General features: G+C 46.6%; 23 protein-coding genes. 21 read left to right on the top strand and 2 right to left on the bottom strand.

Features of this window, described 5'->3' with window-relative positions:
- The first annotated feature begins 6 nt into the window (after window positions 1–6).
- The 13 genes from tsaE to AC1TPC_RS15020 all read left to right on the top strand — a co-directional run bounded on the left by tsaE (window position 7) and on the right by AC1TPC_RS15020 (window position 12142).
- Window positions 7–495, top strand: a complete 489-nt coding sequence (tsaE, locus tag AC1TPC_RS15080; RefSeq protein WP_482067644.1) for a tRNA (adenosine(37)-N6)-threonylcarbamoyltransferase complex ATPase subunit type 1 TsaE — start codon at window positions 7–9, stop codon at window positions 493–495.
- Window positions 492–1310, top strand: a complete 819-nt coding sequence (tsaB, locus tag AC1TPC_RS15075) for a tRNA (adenosine(37)-N6)-threonylcarbamoyltransferase complex dimerization subunit type 1 TsaB (protein WP_482067643.1) — start codon at window positions 492–494, stop codon at window positions 1308–1310. The genes tsaE and tsaB overlap by 4 nt, the downstream gene beginning before the upstream one ends.
- Complete coding sequence (gene rimI / locus AC1TPC_RS15070; RefSeq protein ID WP_482067642.1) at window positions 1307–1795, top strand: ribosomal protein S18-alanine N-acetyltransferase; 489 nt, start codon at window positions 1307–1309, stop codon at window positions 1793–1795. The genes tsaB and rimI overlap by 4 nt, the downstream gene beginning before the upstream one ends.
- Window positions 1792–2856 carry a tRNA (adenosine(37)-N6)-threonylcarbamoyltransferase complex transferase subunit TsaD gene (gene tsaD, locus AC1TPC_RS15065; RefSeq protein WP_482067641.1) on the top strand — a complete coding sequence of 355 codons (1065 nt, stop codon included), beginning with the start codon at window positions 1792–1794 and terminating at the stop codon, window positions 2854–2856. The genes rimI and tsaD overlap by 4 nt, the downstream gene beginning before the upstream one ends.
- Window positions 2857–3808: 952 nt before the next feature.
- Window positions 3809–5386 (top strand): 2-isopropylmalate synthase, encoded by a 1578-nt coding sequence (locus AC1TPC_RS15060; RefSeq protein WP_482067640.1) that lies wholly within the window; start codon window positions 3809–3811, stop codon window positions 5384–5386.
- A 34-nt stretch (window positions 5387–5420) separates the two neighbouring features.
- Window positions 5421–5825, top strand: a complete 405-nt coding sequence (locus tag AC1TPC_RS15055; RefSeq protein ID WP_482067639.1) for a class I SAM-dependent methyltransferase — start codon at window positions 5421–5423, stop codon at window positions 5823–5825.
- Entirely contained in the window at window positions 5774–6232 is a 459-nt protein-coding gene (locus AC1TPC_RS15050) for a methyltransferase domain-containing protein (RefSeq protein ID WP_482067638.1), read from the top strand. The genes AC1TPC_RS15055 and AC1TPC_RS15050 overlap by 52 nt, the downstream gene beginning before the upstream one ends.
- Window positions 6233–6770: 538 nt before the next feature.
- Window positions 6771–7514 (top strand): ABC transporter ATP-binding protein, encoded by a 744-nt coding sequence (locus AC1TPC_RS15045; RefSeq protein WP_482067637.1) that lies wholly within the window; start codon window positions 6771–6773, stop codon window positions 7512–7514.
- A 66-nt stretch (window positions 7515–7580) separates the two neighbouring features.
- Window positions 7581–7811: a hypothetical protein gene (locus tag AC1TPC_RS15040; RefSeq protein WP_482067636.1), complete on the top strand. Its 231-nt coding sequence runs from the start codon at window positions 7581–7583 to the stop codon at window positions 7809–7811.
- 45 nt (window positions 7812–7856) lie between these two features.
- Window positions 7857–8786 carry a polyprenyl synthetase family protein gene (locus AC1TPC_RS15035; RefSeq protein ID WP_482067635.1) on the top strand — a complete coding sequence of 310 codons (930 nt, stop codon included), beginning with the start codon at window positions 7857–7859 and terminating at the stop codon, window positions 8784–8786.
- Between the two features lie 127 nt (window positions 8787–8913).
- The gene (locus AC1TPC_RS15030; protein WP_482067634.1) at window positions 8914–9084 is read left to right on the top strand and encodes a hypothetical protein; all 171 of its coding nucleotides are present in this window, start codon (window positions 8914–8916) and stop codon (window positions 9082–9084) included.
- 33 nt (window positions 9085–9117) lie between these two features.
- Entirely contained in the window at window positions 9118–11514 is a 2397-nt protein-coding gene (locus AC1TPC_RS15025) for an ATP-binding protein (RefSeq protein WP_482067633.1), read from the top strand.
- A complete protein-coding gene (locus AC1TPC_RS15020; protein WP_482067632.1) occupies window positions 11492–12142 on the top strand; it encodes a response regulator in 651 nt (216 codons plus the stop codon). Before AC1TPC_RS15025 ends, AC1TPC_RS15020 begins: the two co-directional genes overlap by 23 nt.
- 121 nt (window positions 12143–12263) lie before the next feature.
- Here AC1TPC_RS15020 and AC1TPC_RS15015 read toward each other — a convergent pair whose 3' ends face one another.
- Together AC1TPC_RS15015 and AC1TPC_RS15010 are read right to left on the bottom strand one after the other, a co-directional pair.
- A complete protein-coding gene (locus AC1TPC_RS15015) occupies window positions 12264–13199 on the bottom strand; it encodes a phosphotransferase family protein (RefSeq protein WP_482067631.1) in 936 nt (311 codons plus the stop codon).
- A 45-nt stretch (window positions 13200–13244) separates the two neighbouring features.
- A complete protein-coding gene (locus AC1TPC_RS15010) occupies window positions 13245–15173 on the bottom strand; it encodes an ATP-binding cassette domain-containing protein (RefSeq protein ID WP_482067630.1) in 1929 nt (642 codons plus the stop codon).
- A 154-nt stretch (window positions 15174–15327) separates the two neighbouring features.
- Here AC1TPC_RS15010 and AC1TPC_RS15005 point away from each other — a divergent pair, with 154 nt between their 5' ends.
- The 8 genes from AC1TPC_RS15005 to AC1TPC_RS14970 all read left to right on the top strand — a co-directional run bounded on the left by AC1TPC_RS15005 (window position 15328) and on the right by AC1TPC_RS14970 (window position 21201).
- The gene (locus tag AC1TPC_RS15005; RefSeq protein WP_482067629.1) at window positions 15328–15942 is read left to right on the top strand and encodes a 5-formyltetrahydrofolate cyclo-ligase; all 615 of its coding nucleotides are present in this window, start codon (window positions 15328–15330) and stop codon (window positions 15940–15942) included.
- An 86-nt stretch (window positions 15943–16028) separates the two neighbouring features.
- Complete coding sequence (gene moaC / locus AC1TPC_RS15000) at window positions 16029–16508, top strand: cyclic pyranopterin monophosphate synthase MoaC (RefSeq protein WP_482067628.1); 480 nt, start codon at window positions 16029–16031, stop codon at window positions 16506–16508.
- Window positions 16509–16535: 27 nt separating this feature from the next.
- Window positions 16536–17030, top strand: coding sequence for a MogA/MoaB family molybdenum cofactor biosynthesis protein (locus AC1TPC_RS14995; RefSeq protein ID WP_169087273.1), 495 nt, complete (start codon window positions 16536–16538; stop codon window positions 17028–17030).
- The gene (locus AC1TPC_RS14990; protein ID WP_482067627.1) at window positions 17027–18082 is read left to right on the top strand and encodes a molybdopterin-binding protein; all 1056 of its coding nucleotides are present in this window, start codon (window positions 17027–17029) and stop codon (window positions 18080–18082) included. Before AC1TPC_RS14995 ends, AC1TPC_RS14990 begins: the two co-directional genes overlap by 4 nt.
- 54 nt (window positions 18083–18136) lie before the next feature.
- Window positions 18137–18370 (top strand): twin-arginine translocase TatA/TatE family subunit, encoded by a 234-nt coding sequence (gene tatA, locus AC1TPC_RS14985; RefSeq protein ID WP_482067626.1) that lies wholly within the window; start codon window positions 18137–18139, stop codon window positions 18368–18370.
- Between the two features lie 130 nt (window positions 18371–18500).
- Window positions 18501–19253 (top strand): twin-arginine translocase subunit TatC, encoded by a 753-nt coding sequence (gene tatC, locus AC1TPC_RS14980; RefSeq protein WP_482067707.1) that lies wholly within the window; start codon window positions 18501–18503, stop codon window positions 19251–19253.
- Between the two features lie 117 nt (window positions 19254–19370).
- Entirely contained in the window at window positions 19371–20537 is a 1167-nt protein-coding gene (locus AC1TPC_RS14975; RefSeq protein WP_482067625.1) for a YhgE/Pip domain-containing protein, read from the top strand.
- Window positions 20538–20610: 73 nt separating this feature from the next.
- Window positions 20611–21201, top strand: a complete 591-nt coding sequence (locus AC1TPC_RS14970; RefSeq protein WP_482067624.1) for a TetR/AcrR family transcriptional regulator — start codon at window positions 20611–20613, stop codon at window positions 21199–21201.
- Window positions 21202–21282 lie beyond the last annotated feature (81 nt).

Here is a 21282-nt window from a genome sequence, read left to right as displayed (position 1 = left end):
AAAAGCATGCAACAGCAGGTAGGCAAGGCCACTTGGATGGCACAATCGGAACAGGATACGATAGCTTTGGCTCGGCAGCTTGCTGCTTTGGCAAATGCAGGCGCACTGCTTGCGCTGGACGGCGATCTTGGCGCTGGCAAAACGAGGTTTTCGCAAGCTTTTGCCGAAGCTATAGGCGTAAAGGGCATTGTAAACAGTCCGACATTTACGATTATTAAAGAATACGAAGGGGATAAGCTTCCCTTTTATCATATGGATGTATACAGGCTTTCGCTTGCGGAAGCGGACGAGCTGGGTTTGGATGATTATTTTTATGGCGATGGCGTAACGATCGTGGAATGGGCAAGCTTGATTAAAGAGCTGCTGCCAGTCGAGCGTCTGGAGCTGTATATCGAGCATCTTGGCGATGAAGCGCGGCGTATTCAATTGACTGGCTACGGGCAACTGTACGCAAGCTGGTGCGAATCCGTGAATGAGATAGGAGCGGGCAGATGAGATTGGAACAGAACAATCAAGCGGGAGCGATTTTGGCATTAGATACGTCGACGGCATCGATGGCTGCGGCTATCGTTAACGGAAATGACGTGCTGGCTGAAATTCAAACGTTAGCGGAAAGAAATCATTCGGTTCATGTGGTGACGCATATCAAGGATATGCTGCAAAATAGCGGTATTGGGGAAACGGACATCGAAGCGATTGCTGTTGGCAACGGGCCGGGCTCCTACACGGGAATGCGCATTGCGGTATCGGTCGCGAAGACGCTTGCTTGGGTATGGAATAAGCCTCTTGTAGGCGTATCCAGCCTTGAGGCGCTTGCTTACGGAGCGTGGCATCAATCATTGGACGCGGAAGCGGAAGAGACGAAAGCACTTGATGGAGAACATTGGGTGCTCCCAATCATGGACGCTAGGCGCGGTCAAGTTTATTCGTCTTGTTTCCAAATGACAAATAAGAATCAATGGAGCCGCTGGACAGAAGATGGCGTGCGACTTATGAAGAGTTTTGTCGATCAACTGGAGCAGCGTTTGGCTGTTCAGCCGGCGGGTGCAGTTCGAAGCATCTCCTTGGTGGGAGATTTGTCGCTTCATGGGCAGGAAGCAGAGCGGCTGCAGCAAATCGGCGCTTCAGCAGGGGTAACCGTCCGGCTGCAGCCTTTTGTCCAAGAAGGAAAATGGATCGCTTGGCTTGGACGCATGAGGCTGGAGGCAGGTCTGACCGAGAACCCCCATACTTTTATTCCTAACTACACGCAGCTAACCGAAGCTGAAGTCGTATGGAAGGCAAAGCAGGAAGGTGAAGCGAAGGTATGAATATCGACGTGAACAAGCTCATTTATCGCGCGATGACGATGGCTGACATTCCAGCAATAGTGGCGATTGAGCAGGAGGCGTTTTCGAGTCCTTGGACGACAGAGGCGTTCACGAATGAACTGATGAACAATTTATTTGCCAGATATATGATTATGGAATATGAGGAACAAATTATCGGCTACGGCGGCATGTGGGTCATTATGGACGAGGCGCATGTCACGAATATTGCGGTAAGATCGGATTATCGCGGACAAGGGCTGGGCAGCTGCTTGTTGATGGAGCTGCAGCGGACGGCTGTCTTTTTTGGCGCTGTCAAAATGACGCTTGAGGTTCGTCCTTCCAATGAAATCGCGCAGCGGCTTTATCGAAAATACGGCTTTGAGCTATCAGGCATTCGCCCGCGCTATTATTCGGATAACAATGAAGATGCGCTTATTATGTGGGCAGAGCTTGACCATGAGCAGCTGAAGACAGGGGAGCAATGAACGTGAGTCAGTTAGAGAGAACAGCAAACGCCGAGCGGGCGAATGATATTATTTTGGCGATAGAAACAAGCTGCGATGAGACATCGGCATCTGTTATCCGCGGCGGCAAGCATATTTTATCGAACGTGGTATCCAGTCAAATCGAGATTCATGAACGCTTCGGAGGCGTAGTGCCGGAGATTGCTTCACGCAAGCATGTGGAGTCGATTACACTGATCATCGAGCAGGCTGTTAAGGAATCAGGCCTTACGCTAAAGGATATGTCGGCCATTGCGGTGACGCAGGGACCCGGACTCGTAGGCGCATTGCTCGTAGGCGTTGTAGCTGCCAAAAGCTTGTCTATGGCACTTAATATTCCGCTTATCGGCACACATCATATTGCAGGTCATATTTATGCTAACGAGCTTGTGCATGACATCGTTTATCCTAGTATGGCGCTTGTTGTCTCTGGCGGTCATACCGAGCTTGTGCTGCTTCAGAGCGAGGGTGATTTTCGTATCGTTGGCCGCACAAGAGATGACGCGGTCGGTGAAGCATACGATAAAGTTGCGCGTGCGCTTCACTTGCCGTACCCAGGCGGTCCGCATATTGACAAGCTTGCAGTCGAAGCGGAGGAGTCGATTGCTTTGCCTAGGGCATGGCTTGAGGCGGATAGCTACGACTTCAGCTTCAGCGGCTTGAAATCAGCGGTGCTTGCCGTTATTAACCAGACGCGAATGAAGGGGCTAGTGCTTAATGAGCCAGCTTTGGCACGCGGCTTCCAAGAGTCGGTTACGGAGGTGCTCGTTACAAAAGCGCTGCGCGCTGTACGCCAATTTGGTGCGAAGCAGCTGCTGCTATGCGGCGGCGTAGCTGCTAACAAGGGCCTTAGAACGGCGCTAACGGCTCGCTGCGAGTCGGAACGGGTGCAACTGCTCATTCCTCCGAATTCGCTCTGCACGGATAATGCTGCCATGATTGGTGCGGCTGCTTATATTAAGCTAAAGCATTCGGAATTTACCGACCTCGATATGAAGGCGGATCCTGGCTTCTCGCTGGAGAGCTGGTCTGTGGGCAGATGATTCTATTCAAAAAAATATTTGGATATGGAATTGACAGACTATTTTGAAGGGCATATAATAAGCAACAATACTACAAACTTCAACCTCATACGTTACAAACGCAAGGAACAGGAACAGTAAAGCTTGTCCGGGAATGTCGGCAGGGTGGGTATGAATGAGCTTCATTCATCCATCGCTGAGATGCAGAGAGCTGCGGGATGGTGCAACGCAGTCGAAGGATGCTTGAAGCTCACCTGGGAGCGGAACAGTGGAAACGATGGCGGCAATTAGTCAATTGCCAATAGCCATGCAGGTACATTGTTACGGTTAACCACCGTAATCGGGTGCATGTGAGTCAACATCCGGAGTTGGCCATATGCTTAAGTTGGGCGTCCCTGCTCGTTTGCGAACGTATGGGTGTCAACAAGGGTGGTACCGCGCGGGTCTTTCATAGCCTGTCGTCTCTTGATTCAAGAGACGACAGGCTTTTCTTGTTGTCCAGGAATTGAAGTATCCAGCATGAATACGATAAGGAACAAACAACATAGAGTGGAAACGCTATGAACAGGAGCAGTAGAACAATAGGCTGGCAAAGCGAATTTCGAAGCTGTCTCATCATACTGTGATGAGACAATCGATCGAAATCGCGCAGAGAGCTGCGGGGTGGTGCGACGCAGTCGAAGCTGAGGTTTGAATCTCGCCTGGGAGCGGAACGGTGGAATCGGGTTGTCTTCGGACAAAATGACTACATCGTTACGGCTAGCCGCCGTCATCCGGCATTTAAGCGGGCTCAGATCCCCGCAGCAAGCAGCAGGCTTCCCTCTTTGAGGCAGTCGCAGCCAGCTTCTGCAGCAAGGACTGGCCAATTAGAGTGGTACCACGGCAGCGTAAAGCTCGTCGTCTCTTACAAGGAGACGTCGAGCTTTTTTTTGTACCCAAAAACAATCCAACCAACCTTTAGGAGGACTTAACGATGACAAACGAAATGAAAAAAATTCAAATTTTTGATACAACTTTGCGTGATGGCGAGCAATCGCCCGGTGCTTCCCTTGATCCTGAACGTAAAATCATCATTGCCCGCCAGCTTGGGAAACTTGGCATCGATGTCATTGAGCCCGGCTTCCCGGTATCCAGCCCCGGCGAATTTGCAGCGGTACAGCAAATCTCCCGAGAACTGCAGCATGTGGAGATCGCTGGATTCGCTAGAGCGGTAAAGGTGGATATTGACGCTGCAGTGAAAGCGACTCAGGATGCGGCACGGAGACGGCTTCACTTATTTATATCCTCGTCGGACATTCATCTTAATCATCAACTGCGCAAATCAAGGGACGAGGTCGTCAAAATCGCCCGCGATATGGTGGCATACGGGAAACAATTCGTTGATGAAATTGAGTTTTCGGCAATGGACTCCACAAGGTCAGGCAGAGATTTTGTCATTCAGCTCGTAGAAGCGGTTATTGCCGAAGGAGCAACGATCATCAACCTTCCTGATACGCTTGGTTATGCCATGCCAGAGGAAATGAGCGAGTTGTTCCGCGTTGTGCGGAAGCAATCGAGAGGCGGCGAGACGGTAAGATACAGCGCACATTGTCATAATGATCTTGGTCTAGCGGTAGCTAACAGCATTGCGGCCATCCATGGAGGTGCTACACAAATCGAAGTAACGGTAAACGGAATCGGCGAGCGGGCGGGCAACTGCTCCTTGGAAGAGCTGGTAATGGCCATCGAAACGCGCAAAGATGCGATTCAAGCGGAAACCAACATTCAAATCGGAGAGATTTTTGAAACGTCACGTATGGTAAGCCGCGCCATGCATTTCCCGATTGCTTACAATAAGCCGATCGTCGGCCGCAATGCCTTTCAGCATGAATCGGGCATTCACCAGGATGGCCTGCTGAAAAACCGCAATACGTATGAGATCATGGATCCGGAAGCGATGGGTATCCCGCGGAACATGATTATACTAGGCAAGCATTCCGGCCGCCATGCGATTAAGCACCGCCTTTCTGAATACGGCATCGATATGACGGATGCTCAGCTGCAGGATGTGTACGACAAATTCAAGGAAACGGCAGATGCGCAAAAGATCGTTACGGATGACGAGCTGATCCGTATTGCAGGCGAGCTGACGAAGACGCAGCCAGATCCCTACGTGATGGTAGATCTGCATGTCCATGCCGGTACTCAGCGCTCGAGGACAGCTACGGTAACGATCCGTGAGAATGAATTTGGCACGGAGCAGTCGTATATTGCGATGGGAGCAGGTCCCTTGGAAGCGGTTATCCATGCAATTCAGCAAGCGATTCCGGTAGCAGCTGAATTCGAGGATCTGGAGCTTCACTCTTTATCAACAGGCGAGGATGCCCATGGAGAAGCGGTTGTCAGCATTTTGCACATGGAGCAGCGTTTCCGCGGTACTTCTATCCATAAAGACATTGTCCTTGCCGCGGCGCAAGCCTACATCGCAGCTTGTAATCAGGCGGTTATGACGACGGGAAGCAGATATGTTGAGGCTAGTGCGGCTAAAACTAAAGCTAAAGCGGTTCAATGATTTTTGGCTCAAGCCATAAGGGGAGTGGTTTATAATGAATAAAATCATTCAATACTACAACCAATTTGATGAATGGGGGCGTCTCGAAAGAGCGCCCCTTGAGTTTATCGTAAATTGGTATTATATCAGACGATTTCTGCCGGAGTGCGGACATGTGCTGGATAATGGCGCAGGGCCTGGCAAATACGCCATGGAGCTTGCAAGGAGCGGTTATGACGTTACATTAACGGACTTGACGCCAAGGCTGGTGCAGCAGGCAAGCGATAATGCAGAGGAGCTAGGGCTTGCTGACCGCTTTAAAGGTTTTCATGTCGCCGATGCAAGACGCTTAGTCATGCTTCCTAATGCGGAGTTTGATGCCTCTCTAATGAAGGACCGCTTTATCATTTGCAGCAACAGGAAGAGAGAGATCAAGCTGTCAAGGAACTATATCGCGTAACGCGGAGCGGCGGTTATGTGTTTGTTTCTTTTATGACTAGAATCAGACATTTGCTAACAGTGCTTGCGCACCCGCAGAGCTGGAAGCCTACCGATAATATGGATGACATTTTAACCTTTATGGAAACAGGCATTTTCAATCATTCGGATGATGGCAGGTTCACGGGCATCTACTATCATTTAATAGAAGATATTAAGCCATTAATGGAAGGACACGGCTTTGAAACAGTCAAATTGATTGGATCATCGAGTGTTGCCGGCGCTCTATCGCAGGAGCAATTCGATTATTGGCAATCGCTTGGAGAGGGCGAGTATGCGAAATGCATGGAGCTTATTTGCGCTTCCGCGGACAATGTTCATCTACTAGGAACCTCCTCGCATTTGCTGTATATCGGCAGAAGAAAATAACACCATCTATTTGACAATTTTAGTGTTGTGCACAAAGTTATCCACAATCGAGTGCTGTTTTGTGTATAAGATTGTGAAAAGCCTGTAAACACTGGATTTACTCAACCTTCATATTGTGAGTGAAAAGGGGATAGTTTTTTCATGATTTAGTTGTGGATAATGTGTATAACATGGATAAATAATTGGGATTGTATGAGTTTGTACCTATGAAACGACGAAAACCGCGAAAATGCTACCATATTGCCTGCGTATTATCGACAGAATTAACTAACAATTTATACAGAGTTGTTGATATTTTTGTGGATAAATATAATTAGCTAATTTTTAGTTATTTTGGAATGATGTGTTTTCTTTTGCTTATGGTTGCGCTTACATTGCGGTCGCGCAAAATTTTTGCGTGAATTACTAGTCATGTTTTCGGTGAAAAAGTTTGCGATATGCGTTATCGTGAAACTATGACGCATACTTAAAACATATATCTCACCGTATAACGAATAACTCACGCAAAGTTTAAGTGTGAATGGAGGTTAACCAAGGAATGGAAAAGGAAACGATCATTCATGTAAGCTCGGTCAGCAAGTACTATGGCGCGAATAAGGCAGTGGATCGGGTATCCTTCAAAGTAAATGAAGGAGAGATTTTCGGAATTATCGGTACGCACGGTGCAGGAAAAACGACGCTGCTCGAAATGCTAATGGGTATTCGTATGCCAGACCAAGGAAGCATCCGCATATACGGCCACGATGTGGTTCATGATGCAGAACGGTTGAAGGAAGATATTGGGATTCATTTGCAAAGCACGTCCTTAGTCGATAAAATGAATGTTCGCGAGGCAATGGAGCTTTTTCAAGGCTTCTATAAACGGAAAAATAATTTGGATCGTATCATTGAACAATTTGGACTTAGCCCATATTCGGATAAATTAGTAAAGCGCCTGTCCGGCGGCTGGAGACAGCGCACAGCACTAGCAATTGCATTAGTAAATGATCCCAAAATCATATTTTTGGATGAACCAACAACGGGTCTGGACCCGCAAGCCAAAAAAGAATATTGGACTCTTCTTAAGCTGCTTAAGCAACAGGGGAAAACAATCGTTGTTGCTTCTCATGACATGGAGGAAATTCAAAGAAATTGCAATCGTGTTTGCGTTATGCGAAAAGGTGAGTTTATTACATGCGATAATCCCTCGTCGCTTATCGCACAGCTGCCAGGCGGCGGCATGACGATGGAAGCAGTGTATATGCATCACGCAGTTGAACTGAATAGGAGTGTTAGCGTATAAGGAAAATCAAAAATTAAGAAAAAGACATCACATGGATCTGTTTACTTCAAGGAGGGCTTTTTAGAAATGGATCATCGCGATCGCATCAAAAGTCCGTCAGTCGAGCGCAGGGAATTACTTGAATTAAGAATGGAGATGATTGCAACCCTAATAAATCAAATGAGCGAGGGGGGAAATAAGAAAGAGGAAATTCCGACGGAAAAAAAGCGCAAATGGTTCGGCGACTGCAACGGCATAATTAAACATCGTTCGTTAACTCATTTTGTTACTATGGTTCACCGTATGTTTACGTTATAATTTCATAGTATAATAGAATGATCTTGATTTAGCGGAGGTTCGCTTGTGAACGATTGTATCCCACTCATTGGTCAACAAATGCAAAGGATGGTTCAGCGGTTTTTTACTGCTGAGCCTCTTGCGCGATTTGCTGAGGTTTTTATTGAAGACAAGCTGGCTGAAACGATTCGATTTGGACAGATGACCGTCATTCACTATCGCATGTTTGGCGGTATTGGCGACGAAGTATACGAGGCTGCAGCTGCCGTAGAGCTGTTTATTTTGGCTTCGGATATTTTGGATGATTTGCAGGATCAGGACGCCCCGCATAAGGCATGGATGCAGGCTCCACAGCCTATTGCGATTCATGTCGCCTCATCGCTGCTAACGTTGTCCCAGCAAGCGATGTTGAGCTGTGCGACGAATGATGAGATGAGAATAGCGCTTATGGAAATGATGAATAGGCTGCTGCTTCAGTCAGCGAACGGTCAAATGCTCGACATTATGAATGATATTGCGGACGAGCAGTCCTATTTGGACATGGTTAAGCAAAAATCAGCGACATTGCTGCAGCTCGCTTGTATGACCGGTGTTATGCTTGCCGGCCAGCCCTGGAATAGCATAGTAGCGGAGTATGCGATTGAGATTGGCGTAGCTGCCCAAATTCAAAATGATCTTCGGGATTTGCTGAGATGGGATGATAAGAGCGATTTCCTCCAGTGCAAGCGTACGCTGCTCACTCTCTATTTAATAGAGAGCGAGGCAGACGAGGATCGATGGATTAAAGATTATTTCGAGGGTCGGCTTTCTATAGAGGAAGTAGCTATGAAGCGTGAGCTTTTTCTCGAAACATGCGAAAGAACCGGAACTATACTGTATGGTTCAGTCATGAGCAGGATGCACTACAATAGATTTGAAGAGTTAGTAGACACTATTCAGGAGATAGGTCCTTGGAAATCGACATTTTTACATATTTTAAACCAAAAAATTGCATAATTACAAACCACGCAAAAGTCATTTCGGTAAATACGAATCACTTTTGCGTTTATTGTCGATTCTATTCCTGTTATAGTAGAGAAGTAATATGATTTCAAAATTTTAGTAGAGAATCGGAGGAGTTAAAATGTTAAAAGAAGCGATTCGTCAGTTGGTAAGCAGTACAGAAAAAATGTCTATGGCTATGGGTGGACAATTGCAAGTTGCAGGTGTCTCTGCTGCAGAACAAAAAGCTCTTCTTGGTGAACTAAAGAACAAAAACGAAAAAAACAGCGGATACGCATACATGTGGAACTAGCATAATGATTTTGTCAGAAGGGAAGAGGAGTGCATGAGACAGAATTTTTTTAACCGCATTATAGCCATCCTCTTCCTGCTTGTCTTTCTAGCTTCTATTTTATATTTAACTGCAGTGATCGTAAGAATTCCTTCTATTGGTGCTGTACTGTTGGAGGAGACCGGTCACCGTTATTTTGTAAAGTCATTAGAACCAGCGGGACAAGCAGAAGTAAAAGGAATTAAAATTGGGGATCAAGTTTTAGAAGTGAATGGAAAGCCAGTTCAGGAGTTTGAAAATGTTAGAAAATATAATTCAATTGAATATGCAGATAATGTTCTAGTTTTACATAGGGATAATGGGACTCAAATGATTGAATTTCCGAAGGGATGGACAGGTGACCATTCGTTGTGGGAGCTGTTTATTCAATTATATATCCCTGGCGTTTCACTCATTATTTTTTGCGCTTTTTCAGGATTTTTGTATGCTAAACGGAGAAATGATACAGCAGCAATCCTGTTAATTTTGTTTTTTAGTTCTATTGGCTTGAGCTACTTTAGTTCTGCAGCATCAAGTCGCAGCGATCCGGTTGGACTTACTATTATTTATTTGGTTCTACCAAATATCCCATTGTTGTTTATGAGCTTTATGAATATCTTTTTGCAGAGATTTGATGTTCTTTTTATTAGCAAACGAGCATTGAATACGCTCTACGCTCTTGTTGGATTAGTTGGCATTGGAAGTTTGCTTTATATATGGACAAATCTGGCATCCAGCCATATTTATACTTATATCCAAATAGCCTATAGCAGCTCTGTGCTGGTAGGTAATTTTGTATGCGTTTATATGCTAATTCGAAAGTTTATTAATCATCGACGTACAAAGATGCATTCCTTGTTCACCATTACACTGATCTCTCATCTTGTAGCTTTTACTCCATTTGCATTATTGAATTTATTGCCTCAAATCATTGGCAAGGATCAGGTTTTGCCAGCTGCATTTACAGCTCTCTTCCTATTCGTTTTGCCAATCGTCTATTTTTATCTATCAACCTCGAATCAATTGTTTGACATCGATTTTATATTAACAAGATTTAAGTATTATACAGCGCTTGCATTAATCCCGTCTTTTATTGTATCCGCTCTTGTGACATTTGTAATAATAGGTGAGAATAATCCGTCATGGTCCGTATGGTTTGGCGTATTTTTTGTCATTTACGTCGGTATGACGTTATTTCTATATGCGAAGGAACAAATTGACCAGCGTTTCAGACCAAAGCTCTTTAAGGCGATGTACAGCTATCAAGACAGCCTTGACCGGTTCTCACGCAAGGTTGCGAGAGTAATGAAGCAAGCCGATTTGGAAGCGGTTCTGATGCAAGAAATTTCAGACCTGCTGCCGGTAAAACGAATTGATTTTATGATCGTGGAGCAATCGGAGAATACCGTATATCCGATTGGAGAGCACCCTGAGGAGCTCATCACTGCAGAGTTTTTGCTTGGGACGGTAAATTCCCTTCAAGTTGGCGAATTAATCGAACTGCCTTACGGCTTAGGTCTTGTTATAGGCAGACAGCGGTCAAGACACCATATTTTATGGATTGGGATGAAAACGAACCATACCCGTTTTAACTCGGATGAGCTGCGTTGGCTAAAGACGATGTCCAGCTACGCGAGCATCGTATTTGAGAACTTGTATTTAATTGAAGGTTTGATCGAGGATCTGGAGTCTGAGGTTCGCAAAGAGCATTCTACATCGCCTTGGGTGCTTCGACTGCTGTTCTGTCTTTCTGAGAACGAGAGAAGAAAGCTTGCTGCGGATTTGCATGATTCTGCGCTTCAGGATCAGCTTCTATGGTACCGAAAGCTTGAGTCCATTATGATGGACTATCCGATTTCTGATAATCTGGAGCGTGAGCTGGAGGACATCAAAGAGGGACTGCTAGATGTCATCCATCAGATTCGCGAAACCTGCAATGAGCTGCGGCCGCCTCTTCTGAAAGAGATGGGCGTTGTTGAGGCTGTTGAGTCGATCATTGAGCATACGCAAATGCGTGTGAACTTTGCAGTTGATTTCCGTGCAAATGCATTCTGCCGTCCACTGAACGAGGAGCAAATTACAGCTATTTATCGTATCGTGCAAGAATTGTTGCGCAATGCGGACAAGCATTCACAGGCAAAACTAGTTACTCTCGAGCTCGAGCTACGTAAAGGAACGATATATTTCCGATATCAGGACGATGGAATCGGAATGGATGTCAATCAAATGATTGTTTCTTTTGAGCATATGGGCTTGTCGGGTATTAAAGAGCGGGTGACAGGTCTAGAAGGTGACATCTCATTTTATTCGGAACGCGGTAACGGCCTAGAGGTTGTTATTTTGTTGCCAGAAGACATGACAACCGGCAGATCGGAGAGGGGAATATCGCGTGATTCGTATCTTATTAGTTGATGATCATCCTTCCGTTGGGGAAGGAACAAAAAACATGATTGAGCAAGATGGTGAAATGTCGGTTTCGGTTGTTCTCTCAGCTATTGAAGCACTTGATATCGTGCAAATTGAGCGTTTTGATCTGATTTTGTGCGATTTGAATATGCCTGGCATTAGTGGATTAGAATTGACTAAGCGTCTAATTCAGCAGGATCCCGAACGCAAGGTCATTATTTATTCCGGTTACGAGATCGGATCACATTTTAATTTGCTCATTGAGTCAGGGGTATCCGGCTTTATATCCAAGACGGTATCCAGAGAGCAGCTGCACAACGCTATACGCAGCGCGATGCGAGGCGACACCGTTATTCCGATTTCGCTGTTAAAGCAGCTTAGACGTCATGAGGTTACCATTGGTCGTTCAGAAGTGACGATTGAGGATGTTTCCATCAACGAAAAAGAGCAAACGATTTTGCATGAGGTTGCTACGGGCATTAGCAACAAAGAGCTGGCAGCGATGCTGCATGTAAGTCAGCGAAATGTGGAATATCAGTTATCGCGCATTTTCGATAAGCTAAATGTACGCTCTCGCTCGGAAGCCATTAAAGAGGCGCAGCGCCTAGGCTTAATAAGCTTAGAGCAATACTAGATTCAAAATCGTTCCGTTGTTTATGAAATTAACCATTTATCAGATCAATAATAAACGGCAGATTAAGGAGCAATCCTTGATCTGCCGTTTTGTATGTGAGTTTGTCGCCTCTTAGGCTGTGCTACTGGTTATTGGCTCTTTCTAGTAAGCTAAGCATATATTTGTCCAACCGCTCGACCATTAATGCATCGGAAAGCCCAGTAACACCAAATGCTGGCCAGCCAGCATATACGGTAGGTGGTCCGAACAAAATATCGATCAAGGCTAAGAGTTCCCAATAGGGCTCATATTGGAAGGAAGGGCCGGCATGCTTCTTATAGGCAGTCAAAAATGTATCAGCGGTCTCTACATTGTACAGCTGGGCTAAATTTAATCGACAATGACCGATGTCTATGCCAGCAGGTCCCAGGCATGCGTTTACCCAATCGACAACACCGCTCACTTTGCCCAGTTCCCATAGCACGTTGGTCGGATGATAATCCCGATGAATAAAATTGTGCTTTACCTCAGGCTGCGGACCTTTTACAATCGCAATGACTTTTTCCCAAGATTCAGTAAAGGATGACCAAGAGGGAACCTGTAAGGTTGAAATGTCGTTATATGTGAAGTATGTCCACGGAAAGCGGTCGGCTTCAACCTTATGAATCTGAACGAGAGCTTCCGCCAAGCCATTGATCCACTTCTCCATACTAGGCGGCTGCAGCTCAACGGTACCAGGTAGATGTGTCATCAATACAGCAGGTATTCCGCATTCGTCGCCAGTCATGTCAAAAGCAAGGATTCGTGGTGTCGAAATACTCGCCTGCTCTGCCCATCGCAAGCTTTCTGCCTCATGATTAGGCAAATCCGGTTCTTCGCGCAGCCAATCCGCGTTGTCGAATTGCCGTAATACGACTTTTGATTCGACGTCATTCACTTGCAGTACGATGCTATGGACGATAGACGACATGCCGCCATGCAGGCGATGAATGGATTGAATGGCTGCCTGCGGGGGCACAGCATGGATTACCCACTGAAGCAAACGATCAGAAAGCTCATGTTTAAAATCAGCGTTCATCGAATATGCCTCTTTTCTTGGGTCTCGCTTTCGCAAAGGAATCCCTTACATATATTGCTCCCATTCCTCATAAGCGGCCGATAGAGCATTTTTGCGCGCTTCAATAGCAGCTTGGATTTCTTGAATTCGGATATAGTCATTAAAAATCGCAGGATCAGCAAGCTGCTCCTCTAGCTCTGTTATTTTCTCCTCTAGAGAGGCGATTTCTTGCTCCAACCGCTCGAGCTTGCGCTGCTTTGCGCGCTCCTCCCGTTTCGCTTGCTTGTCAGCCTCGTAGGAACTGACATTGTCGGAAACAGCTGCAGATTTCGAGTTTGAAGCTTGTTTTGACAGCGCCTCAAGCCGAGCTTCCTCGATTTCATTTTTTTTCTCTATCATTTCGTCATAATTTCCTAGGAAATGATCCGTGCCTGACGGTTTAAGTTCGACAATTCGTTCTGCCATCTTGTTCAGGAAGTAACGGTCATGTGAAATAAAGAGCAGAGTTCCTTCATAATCAAGCAAAGCGGCTTCAAGCACTTCCTTGCTGAAGAGATCAAGATGGTTCGTAGGCTCGTCCAAAATAAGCACATTGGCGCCAGCAAGCATCAACTTGGCTAGCGAAACACGTGCTTTCTCACCGCCGCTCAGCGATGAAATCCGTTTCAGCACATCTTCGCCGCTGAACAAGAAGTTGCCGAGAACGGTTCGGATACGAGCTTCCTCCATATGGGCATAGCTGCCCCAAACCTCTTCAAGAACGGTGTTTTGGCCGTTCAGCCTCGTTTGCTCCTGATCATAATAGCCGAGCTTTACATGGGTTCCGAATCGAATCGTTCCTGTTGTGGGCTCGTTCTGACCGACGATCACCTTCAGCAGCGTAGATTTTCCAATACCGTTTGGCCCAATCAATGCTACAGTCTCGCCACGAGTAAGCTGGAATGAGACATTGCGGAAGATCGGCGAGTCTTTGCCGGGAAAAGTAACGGAAACATCCGTTACAGCCAGTACATCCTTGCCGGTCTGACGTTCGATTTCAAAAGTAAAATGAGCCTTCTTCAGGTCACCCTGCGGCTTGTCGAGACGGTCCATTTTGTCCAAAGCCTTGCGCCTGCTTTGCGCTCGTTTTGTTGTCGAAGCACGCACAAGGTTGCGCTGAACGAATTGCTCCATACGCGAAATTTCATCCTGCTGCTTCTCGAACTGCTTCATATTGATTTCGTATTCGGCAGCTTTCAGCTCCATATAGCGACTATAGTTACCGGTGTACCGCTTGGACGTATGACGTTCGATTTCAATAATGGTTTGAGCGAGAGCATCTAGGAAGTAACGGTCATGGGATACGACTAGGATCGCTCCCGAATATCCGCGCAAATAAGATTCCAACCATGTTAATGTCTCAATATCGAGATAGTTGGTAGGCTCATCAAGCATGAGCAAATCAGGCGCTTGAAGCAAAATGCGGGCGAGTGCGAGCCGTGTCTTTTGCCCCCCGCTTAAAGTTGCAATTAACGTATCGGGCGGAAAGCTCCCAAAGCCCATCCCGTGAAGGACGCTGTTTATACGGGTGTTGATTTCGAAGCCGCCTTGCTCGCGGTACCAGTCTGAGCGCTTGGCATATCGATCGAGTGTATCGGCATAACGCTTCTCATCTTCATGCAGCGCCGGATCAGCAATTTTGACTTCGAGGTCGCGAAGCTCTTGCTCTGCTTCGATTAAATGGGAAAAAACGGCGCGCATTTCCGCCTCGATCGTCCGATTGGATTGCAAGCCGCTATTTTGAGCGAGATAGCCGATTTTGGTTTCTTTCGCTTTGTGGATCGCGCCAGAATCAGCGGACATTTCGCCAGCGATAATTTTTAGAAGCGTTGATTTGCCGGCGCCGTTAACGCCTACGAGACCGATTCGTTCCCGTTCCTGTACCTGCATAGAAATATTGGATAATACGACATTTACGCCGTAGCTCTTCGTTACGTTAGAAACTTGCAGCAGCATTTTGAAACCTCCAACAAAAAAATTGTAAAGAACGTATGCTTTCACTACTCAACAGTGTACCATAAACGAGCGCTAACATTGGCGAAAGTTGCATAACAGTGGTAAACTACTATTAATGAAAGAAAATGATGGGATGCAGAATAGGTGAATGCTTTTGGCAGAGCAAAATCAACTTGACGATAAAGCTTATATACGCAATCAGATGGCAATGAAGCGAAACAGCTTGTCATCGGAGCAGCGGAAATTATGGTCAGAGCAGGCATGCGCGAACGCGGAAAAATGGCTTGAGAAATATAATGCTGCAGCTCTGATGGTTTACGTCTCTTTTCGGAGCGAGCTTGATTTAACCAAACTCATTGAATGGTGCTGGCGAACAGGCAGAGATGTAATCGTGCCAAGATGCGTCGCAACTGATCGATCGATGACGCTGCATTATTTGCGCAGCTTTGACGACCTTATGCCTGGTGCCTATGGCATCATGGAGCCTAATCCCGCTGTTACACTGCCGATCGACGATGGTTACGTACCAGATATCGTATTGGTTCCGGGGCTCGCCTTCGATCGACAAGGAGGACGTTTAGGCTACGGCGGTGGATATTATGACCGATTTGCGGAAGCGGCAATTAGAAGTGCCAATATCAATAATGCGACAAAAACGTTATGGATAGGCGTGTCATATGAGGTACAATTCATTGATGATGTCCCTACATTGGAGCATGATCTCAAAATGGATGGATGGATAACGGAATCAGGCATTTTTATGCTTTAACAAAAAATAGAGGCAAGCTATAATAACGAAACGGCTTACACCTTCACCTGGTGCAGCAGTCGTTTACGCTAGAGGGAGCGATAGAGGTGGAGCTGACGCATTTTAACGAGCAGGGACGGGCGCGGATGGTAGACATCTCTGAGAAGGAAGTCACTTCTCGCACAGCGGTTGCCCAAACCAAAGTAACGATGAATCCGGACACATTAGCACAAATCAAAGCAGGCAAGGTAGGGAAAGGCGATGTGCTGGCAGTCGCTCAGGTTGCAGCAGTCATGGCCGCCAAAAAAACAGCTGATTGGATACCAATGTGTCATCCGCTCCCGCTCACAGGCATAAATGTAGTATTCAGCGATAATGGAACGGATGAGCTTTACATAGAAGGCACGGTAAAAACGACTGGAAAAACCGGTGTCGAAATGGAGGCGCTGACAGCTGTATCAGCCGCCGCTTTAACGGTGTACGACATGTGCAAGGCGCTGCAAAAGGATATGGTTATTGGACCTACGCAGCTGGTTTCCAAAACGGGCGGCAAAAGCGGTGATTACCGAATTTCGTCAAACCCATGAGCGGACTAGGGATGGGAGGAATGGTAAATGCGGTGGAAGGTAGCAATATTAACAGCAAGCGATAAAGGCTCACGCGGGGAACGTGAAGATACAAGCGCGCAGGTTATTCGTGAGTTAATTGAGGAAGAGCTTGGCGGAGAAATTGTCGATTACCGTATTGTGCCGGATGAGCAGGATGAAATTATGGCTGCTATCATAGAAATGACCGAGTATTTCCATGCTGATCTTGTGCTTACAACAGGCGGAACAGGTCTTGCCGAGCGCGATATTACACCTGAAGCGACGCTGAAGGTCATTGACCGCGCTGTTCCGGGACTTGCGGAGGCGATGCGGATGGGAGCGCTCCAAAAGACGAGAAGAGCGATGCTCTCCAGAGGAGTCTGCGGTATTCGAGGCAGCTCGCTTATCGTGAACCTGCCAGGAAGTCCGAAGGGCGTACACGAGAGTCTGATGGCGATCATGGATCAATTGCCGCATGCTTTGGGCATTTTATCCGGACAGCTGGGGGAGCATAGCTTATGAGTCAAAACCTTGAGCATGCAGAGGACGGAACAGAGCAGCTTGGCACCACTATACTTAGAGAAGTGTCCGTATATGATGCGATTGGAATGCGGCTTGCCCATGATTTGACGCGCATTATTCCAGGCCAGTTCAAGGGTCGTTTATTCAAAAGAGGGCATGTCGTAGTGGAAGCCGATATTCCGAGCCTCCTCGATATCGGTAAAGAGCATATTTATGTTATGGAGCTTGGCGAGAACGAGCTCCATGAGGATGATGCAGCGATTCGCATGGCAGAGGCTCTATATGGGGATCAGTTGATATTATCTGAACCGCATGAGGGGAAAGTTAGCATAAAGTCTAATATGCTTGGCTTAGCATCTATAGATAAAGGCATTGTTGATGCCATTAACGAGCTAGGAGAAATTGCGCTGGCTACGATTAAGACAAATACGGTCGTCAAGCCAAGGCAACAGCTTGCGGCAACGAGAGCAATTCCGCTTGTAGTGTCGAAAGCGAAGGTGGAGACGGTAGAGAGGCTTGCTGCCGAATACCGTTTGGCTAACGGTGGAGCGTCGCCGATTCAGGTACGCTCCTTCCGAAAAATCCGCGCGGGATTGTTAACGACCGGCGGAGAAGTTTTTAATGGCAGAATTGAAGATAAATTTGGTCCGGCCGTAAGAAGCAAGCTGGAGGAGCTTGGATCAGAGGTTGGGGAGCAGCGATTCGCGCCTGATGATCGACAAACAATTGTCAAGGAAATACACTATTTGCTTGAGCAGCGGTATGATATGATACTAGTAACAGGCGGAATGTCGGTAGATCCCGACGATCGCACGCCAGGCGCGATTAAAGCCTCTGGGGCGGATATCGTAAGCTATGGAACGCCGATGCTGCCAGGTTCGATGCTGCTCATCGGATATTTGAACGGAGTGCCAATAATGGGCTTGCCGGGCTGTGTCATGCATGATCCGTATACGTCTTTCGATGTGCTGCTGCCTCGTATTTTGGCGGGGGATACAATCGTTCGTGAAGATATTGTGAGCATGGGATACGGCGGGCTTTATGGCTGCTAGTGTATAACGCTTACGAGGTAGCATTACTGCGTAAAGCTTTGAGGAGGTAACATCATGTCAGGAATAGGTGCAACGGGTATTATTTTGCTCGTCTTGGTTGCTTTGCTTTTGTTTGGACCGAACAAGCTGCCAGAGCTTGGACGTGCATTTGGGCGGACGCTGCGTGAATTTAAAGCAGGAGCAAAGGATATCATGGATGACGACGATCGCAAGGACAAGGATTCAAGCCGTGTTGAAGTGAATCGCTCGGAAAATATCGAGAAAGACAATAAGCGGCTTCCGGACTAATCGGGCCCGCTTTTTTCTTGAACAAAAGGGTGTAAACGCTAAGCGAAGGAGGTAAGTGCAGGTGGGATCGGAAGCAAACAACCACTCGGACCAAAAATCACGCAAGGCGCTTCTGCGCGAAGAAGGGCTTATGCCGCTTCTAGAGCATCTCGGCGAGCTGCGGAAACGAATCGTATATGTGCTCATTATACTAACCTTAGGCTTAGTCGTTGGGCTAATACTCGCGCAGCCTACCTATAACTTTCTAATGAGCCAGAAGCCAGCCAATACGATTTCCTTACATACGTTCTCGCTTTGGGATGGTATCGGCATGTATATGAAATTTGCATTTGTTATCGCCTTGATTTTGGCATTGCCTGTTATTGCCTATCAGCTATGGGCATTCGTAAAGCCGGCATTGCGAAAGAACGAGCAGCGCTCCACATTGAAATATGTTCCTTTCGCTCTAATCATGTTTTTGATCGGACTGGCGTTTTCGTATTTTGTTGTGTTTCCGCTCGCGTTCAACTTTACAAGAACGGTCTCGCAGCATTTAAACCTTGAGGAAACGTATGGCATCGCTCAATATTTTACGTTTATGTTTAACTTATTGATTCCTATATCGCTCCTATTCGAATTGCCGCTTGTTATTATGTTTTTGACGGCTATTCGTTTGGTAAATCCGAAGCGGCTGCGCAAAATGCGTCGCCTTGCCTATTTCATTATGGTGCTTATCGGAGTTATGATCACGCCGCCAGATTTCATCTCCGATATTTTAGTGGCGATCCCGTTGATCATTTTGTATGAAATTAGCGTATTTCTATCCGGAACGGTGTATAAAAAGCAGCTTGCGGCAGATGCCAAATGGGAAGCGGAGTATGGAGAATCACCTAATCATGCTTAGAAGGAAGAAGAGGAAATTTCTCTTCTTCTTTTTTTGTTGACAAAACAAGCCTGCCTGCGCAATAATTAAACAATCGTTTAAAACAGTTGTTTAAATAGAGAGCGGGAGTGGATAAAGATGAAACATGCACTGCAAGCATTTATGAAAAGACCGACTACTTGGGTGGGCATTATTACTGCTCTGATGTTCCAAGTTATATTCTCGGTGATATGGATGACGGGCTATAACGGCGTCACTGATCGCGTGGATCAATTGCGAATTGCGGTTGTGAATGAGGACCAGCAAATGGGTCAACAGATTTCAAGCGGATTAATTCAAAATTTGCCTTTTGACATGAAGAAGGTAGACAGCTTTGAAGAGGCAAAGCAACTGCTTGACGAGCGTGAGCTTCAAATGGTTGTTGTCGTACCGGCAGATTTCTCGCAGAAGGCGGCTGCGGCGGACGGTACAGCATCCATTCGATATATCATTAATGAATCTAATCCTGCGCTTATCAAAAGCATTATGAGCGGAGCGGCTGCTCAAATTACAGCAGAGGTTAATCGTCAGGCTGTTACAGGCGGCATTCAATCGATGCTTGGCAACATGAGCATGCCTGCTGAGCAAGCGGCGGCAGCGGCTCAAGGCTTGTCGCAGCGCGTTACGTCGGATATTCAGTCCACGAATGCAGTTCAAGGAATGAACAATCAGATGGTTCCGATGATGATGGTGCTTGCGTCCTATGTTGGAGCCATGATCATGGGCATGAATTTCGAGCAGTCTTCGATGGCTGCAAGCGCTGCTGTCGGCAGATGGCGCCGGTTCGGTGCTAGAAGCATCATTAATATTGCGGCTGCTGTGCTTGTATCATTGGTTGGTTCGACCTTGCTTGCTTCATTAGGCGGCCAAATGGATCAAGGCTTCCTTCACATTTGGTTGTTACAGCTGCTGTTCCTGCTAACCTTCATTTTCGTATCCCAGATGTTTCTATACTTGTTTGGGATGGCGGGCATGCTGTTTAACATTATGTTTTTGTCGGCGCAGCTTGTTACTTCAGGCGCCATCGTACCGCGTGAATTGTTGTCGGATTTCTACGTCAAGCTAGGCGATATCCTTCCGGCTACCTATGCGGTAGATGGAACGATGAACATCTTGTTCGGAGGTCCGGCTGCAACGCCTGACGCACTGAAGCTCATCGTTATCGCGATTGTCGCGTTTGCAGTCAGCGTACTTGCTGTAGCGATAAAGCGGCAAGCTGTTCATCAGCAGCAGCCTTCAGCCGTTATTGCCGGTCAGAGACAGTAAAGCGAAGCTTGGTCTTGCTGTTTGTCCAGAAATACATCAAAATAAAAGAAATAGGCTTTCATGGAGGAAGATCATGACAACAGGAGACGCGGATATAAAAATCAGAATACTGTTAGCTGCCAAAAAGCTGTTTGCAAAGTACGGCTTCGAAAAAACGACCGTTCGGCAAATATGCGAGGAGGCAGGAGCTAACGTCGCGCTCGTGTCGTATCATTTTGGCGGGAAAGAAAATATGTTCGGTGCATTATTCGAGACTTTTTTTCCCAATGATCAAATCGCCAAGATTGACCCCTCCCTTGATCCTGTGAAAGGTGTAAATCTCATTATTCGCGAGGTAACAAGGTTTCGTTATAGCGACCAACAGCTGATCAGTATCATCCAGCAGGAAATCGTCATGAATACGGAACGCATTCAGAAAATCCGCAAGCATGTCATGCCGATGTGGAAGCTGCTGAGACACTGGCTAAAGCAAGGTGAAGAACAGGGATTGTTCCATTTCCGCTCGCTGGATACTGCATTGATGTCTATTGTCGGCGCCTTATTATTTCATAGACATACGGATTATTGGACGATATTGCTTGAGGAAGAGCATCCATCGTTTGAGGCGTTGAGCGAGGATTTGACTACATTCATTATGGGCGGCCTTCAATATAAGGAAATATAGCAAAAATCAACAAATACCGTACGCGAGAAATCGCTGTGCGGTATTTTTTTAAGAACAGCCAGCCTTCTATTATTGTCTAAC

Source organism: Paenibacillus sp. Y280, assembly GCF_056786335.1.
This window is presented reverse-complemented; position numbering and strand designations above follow the sequence as displayed.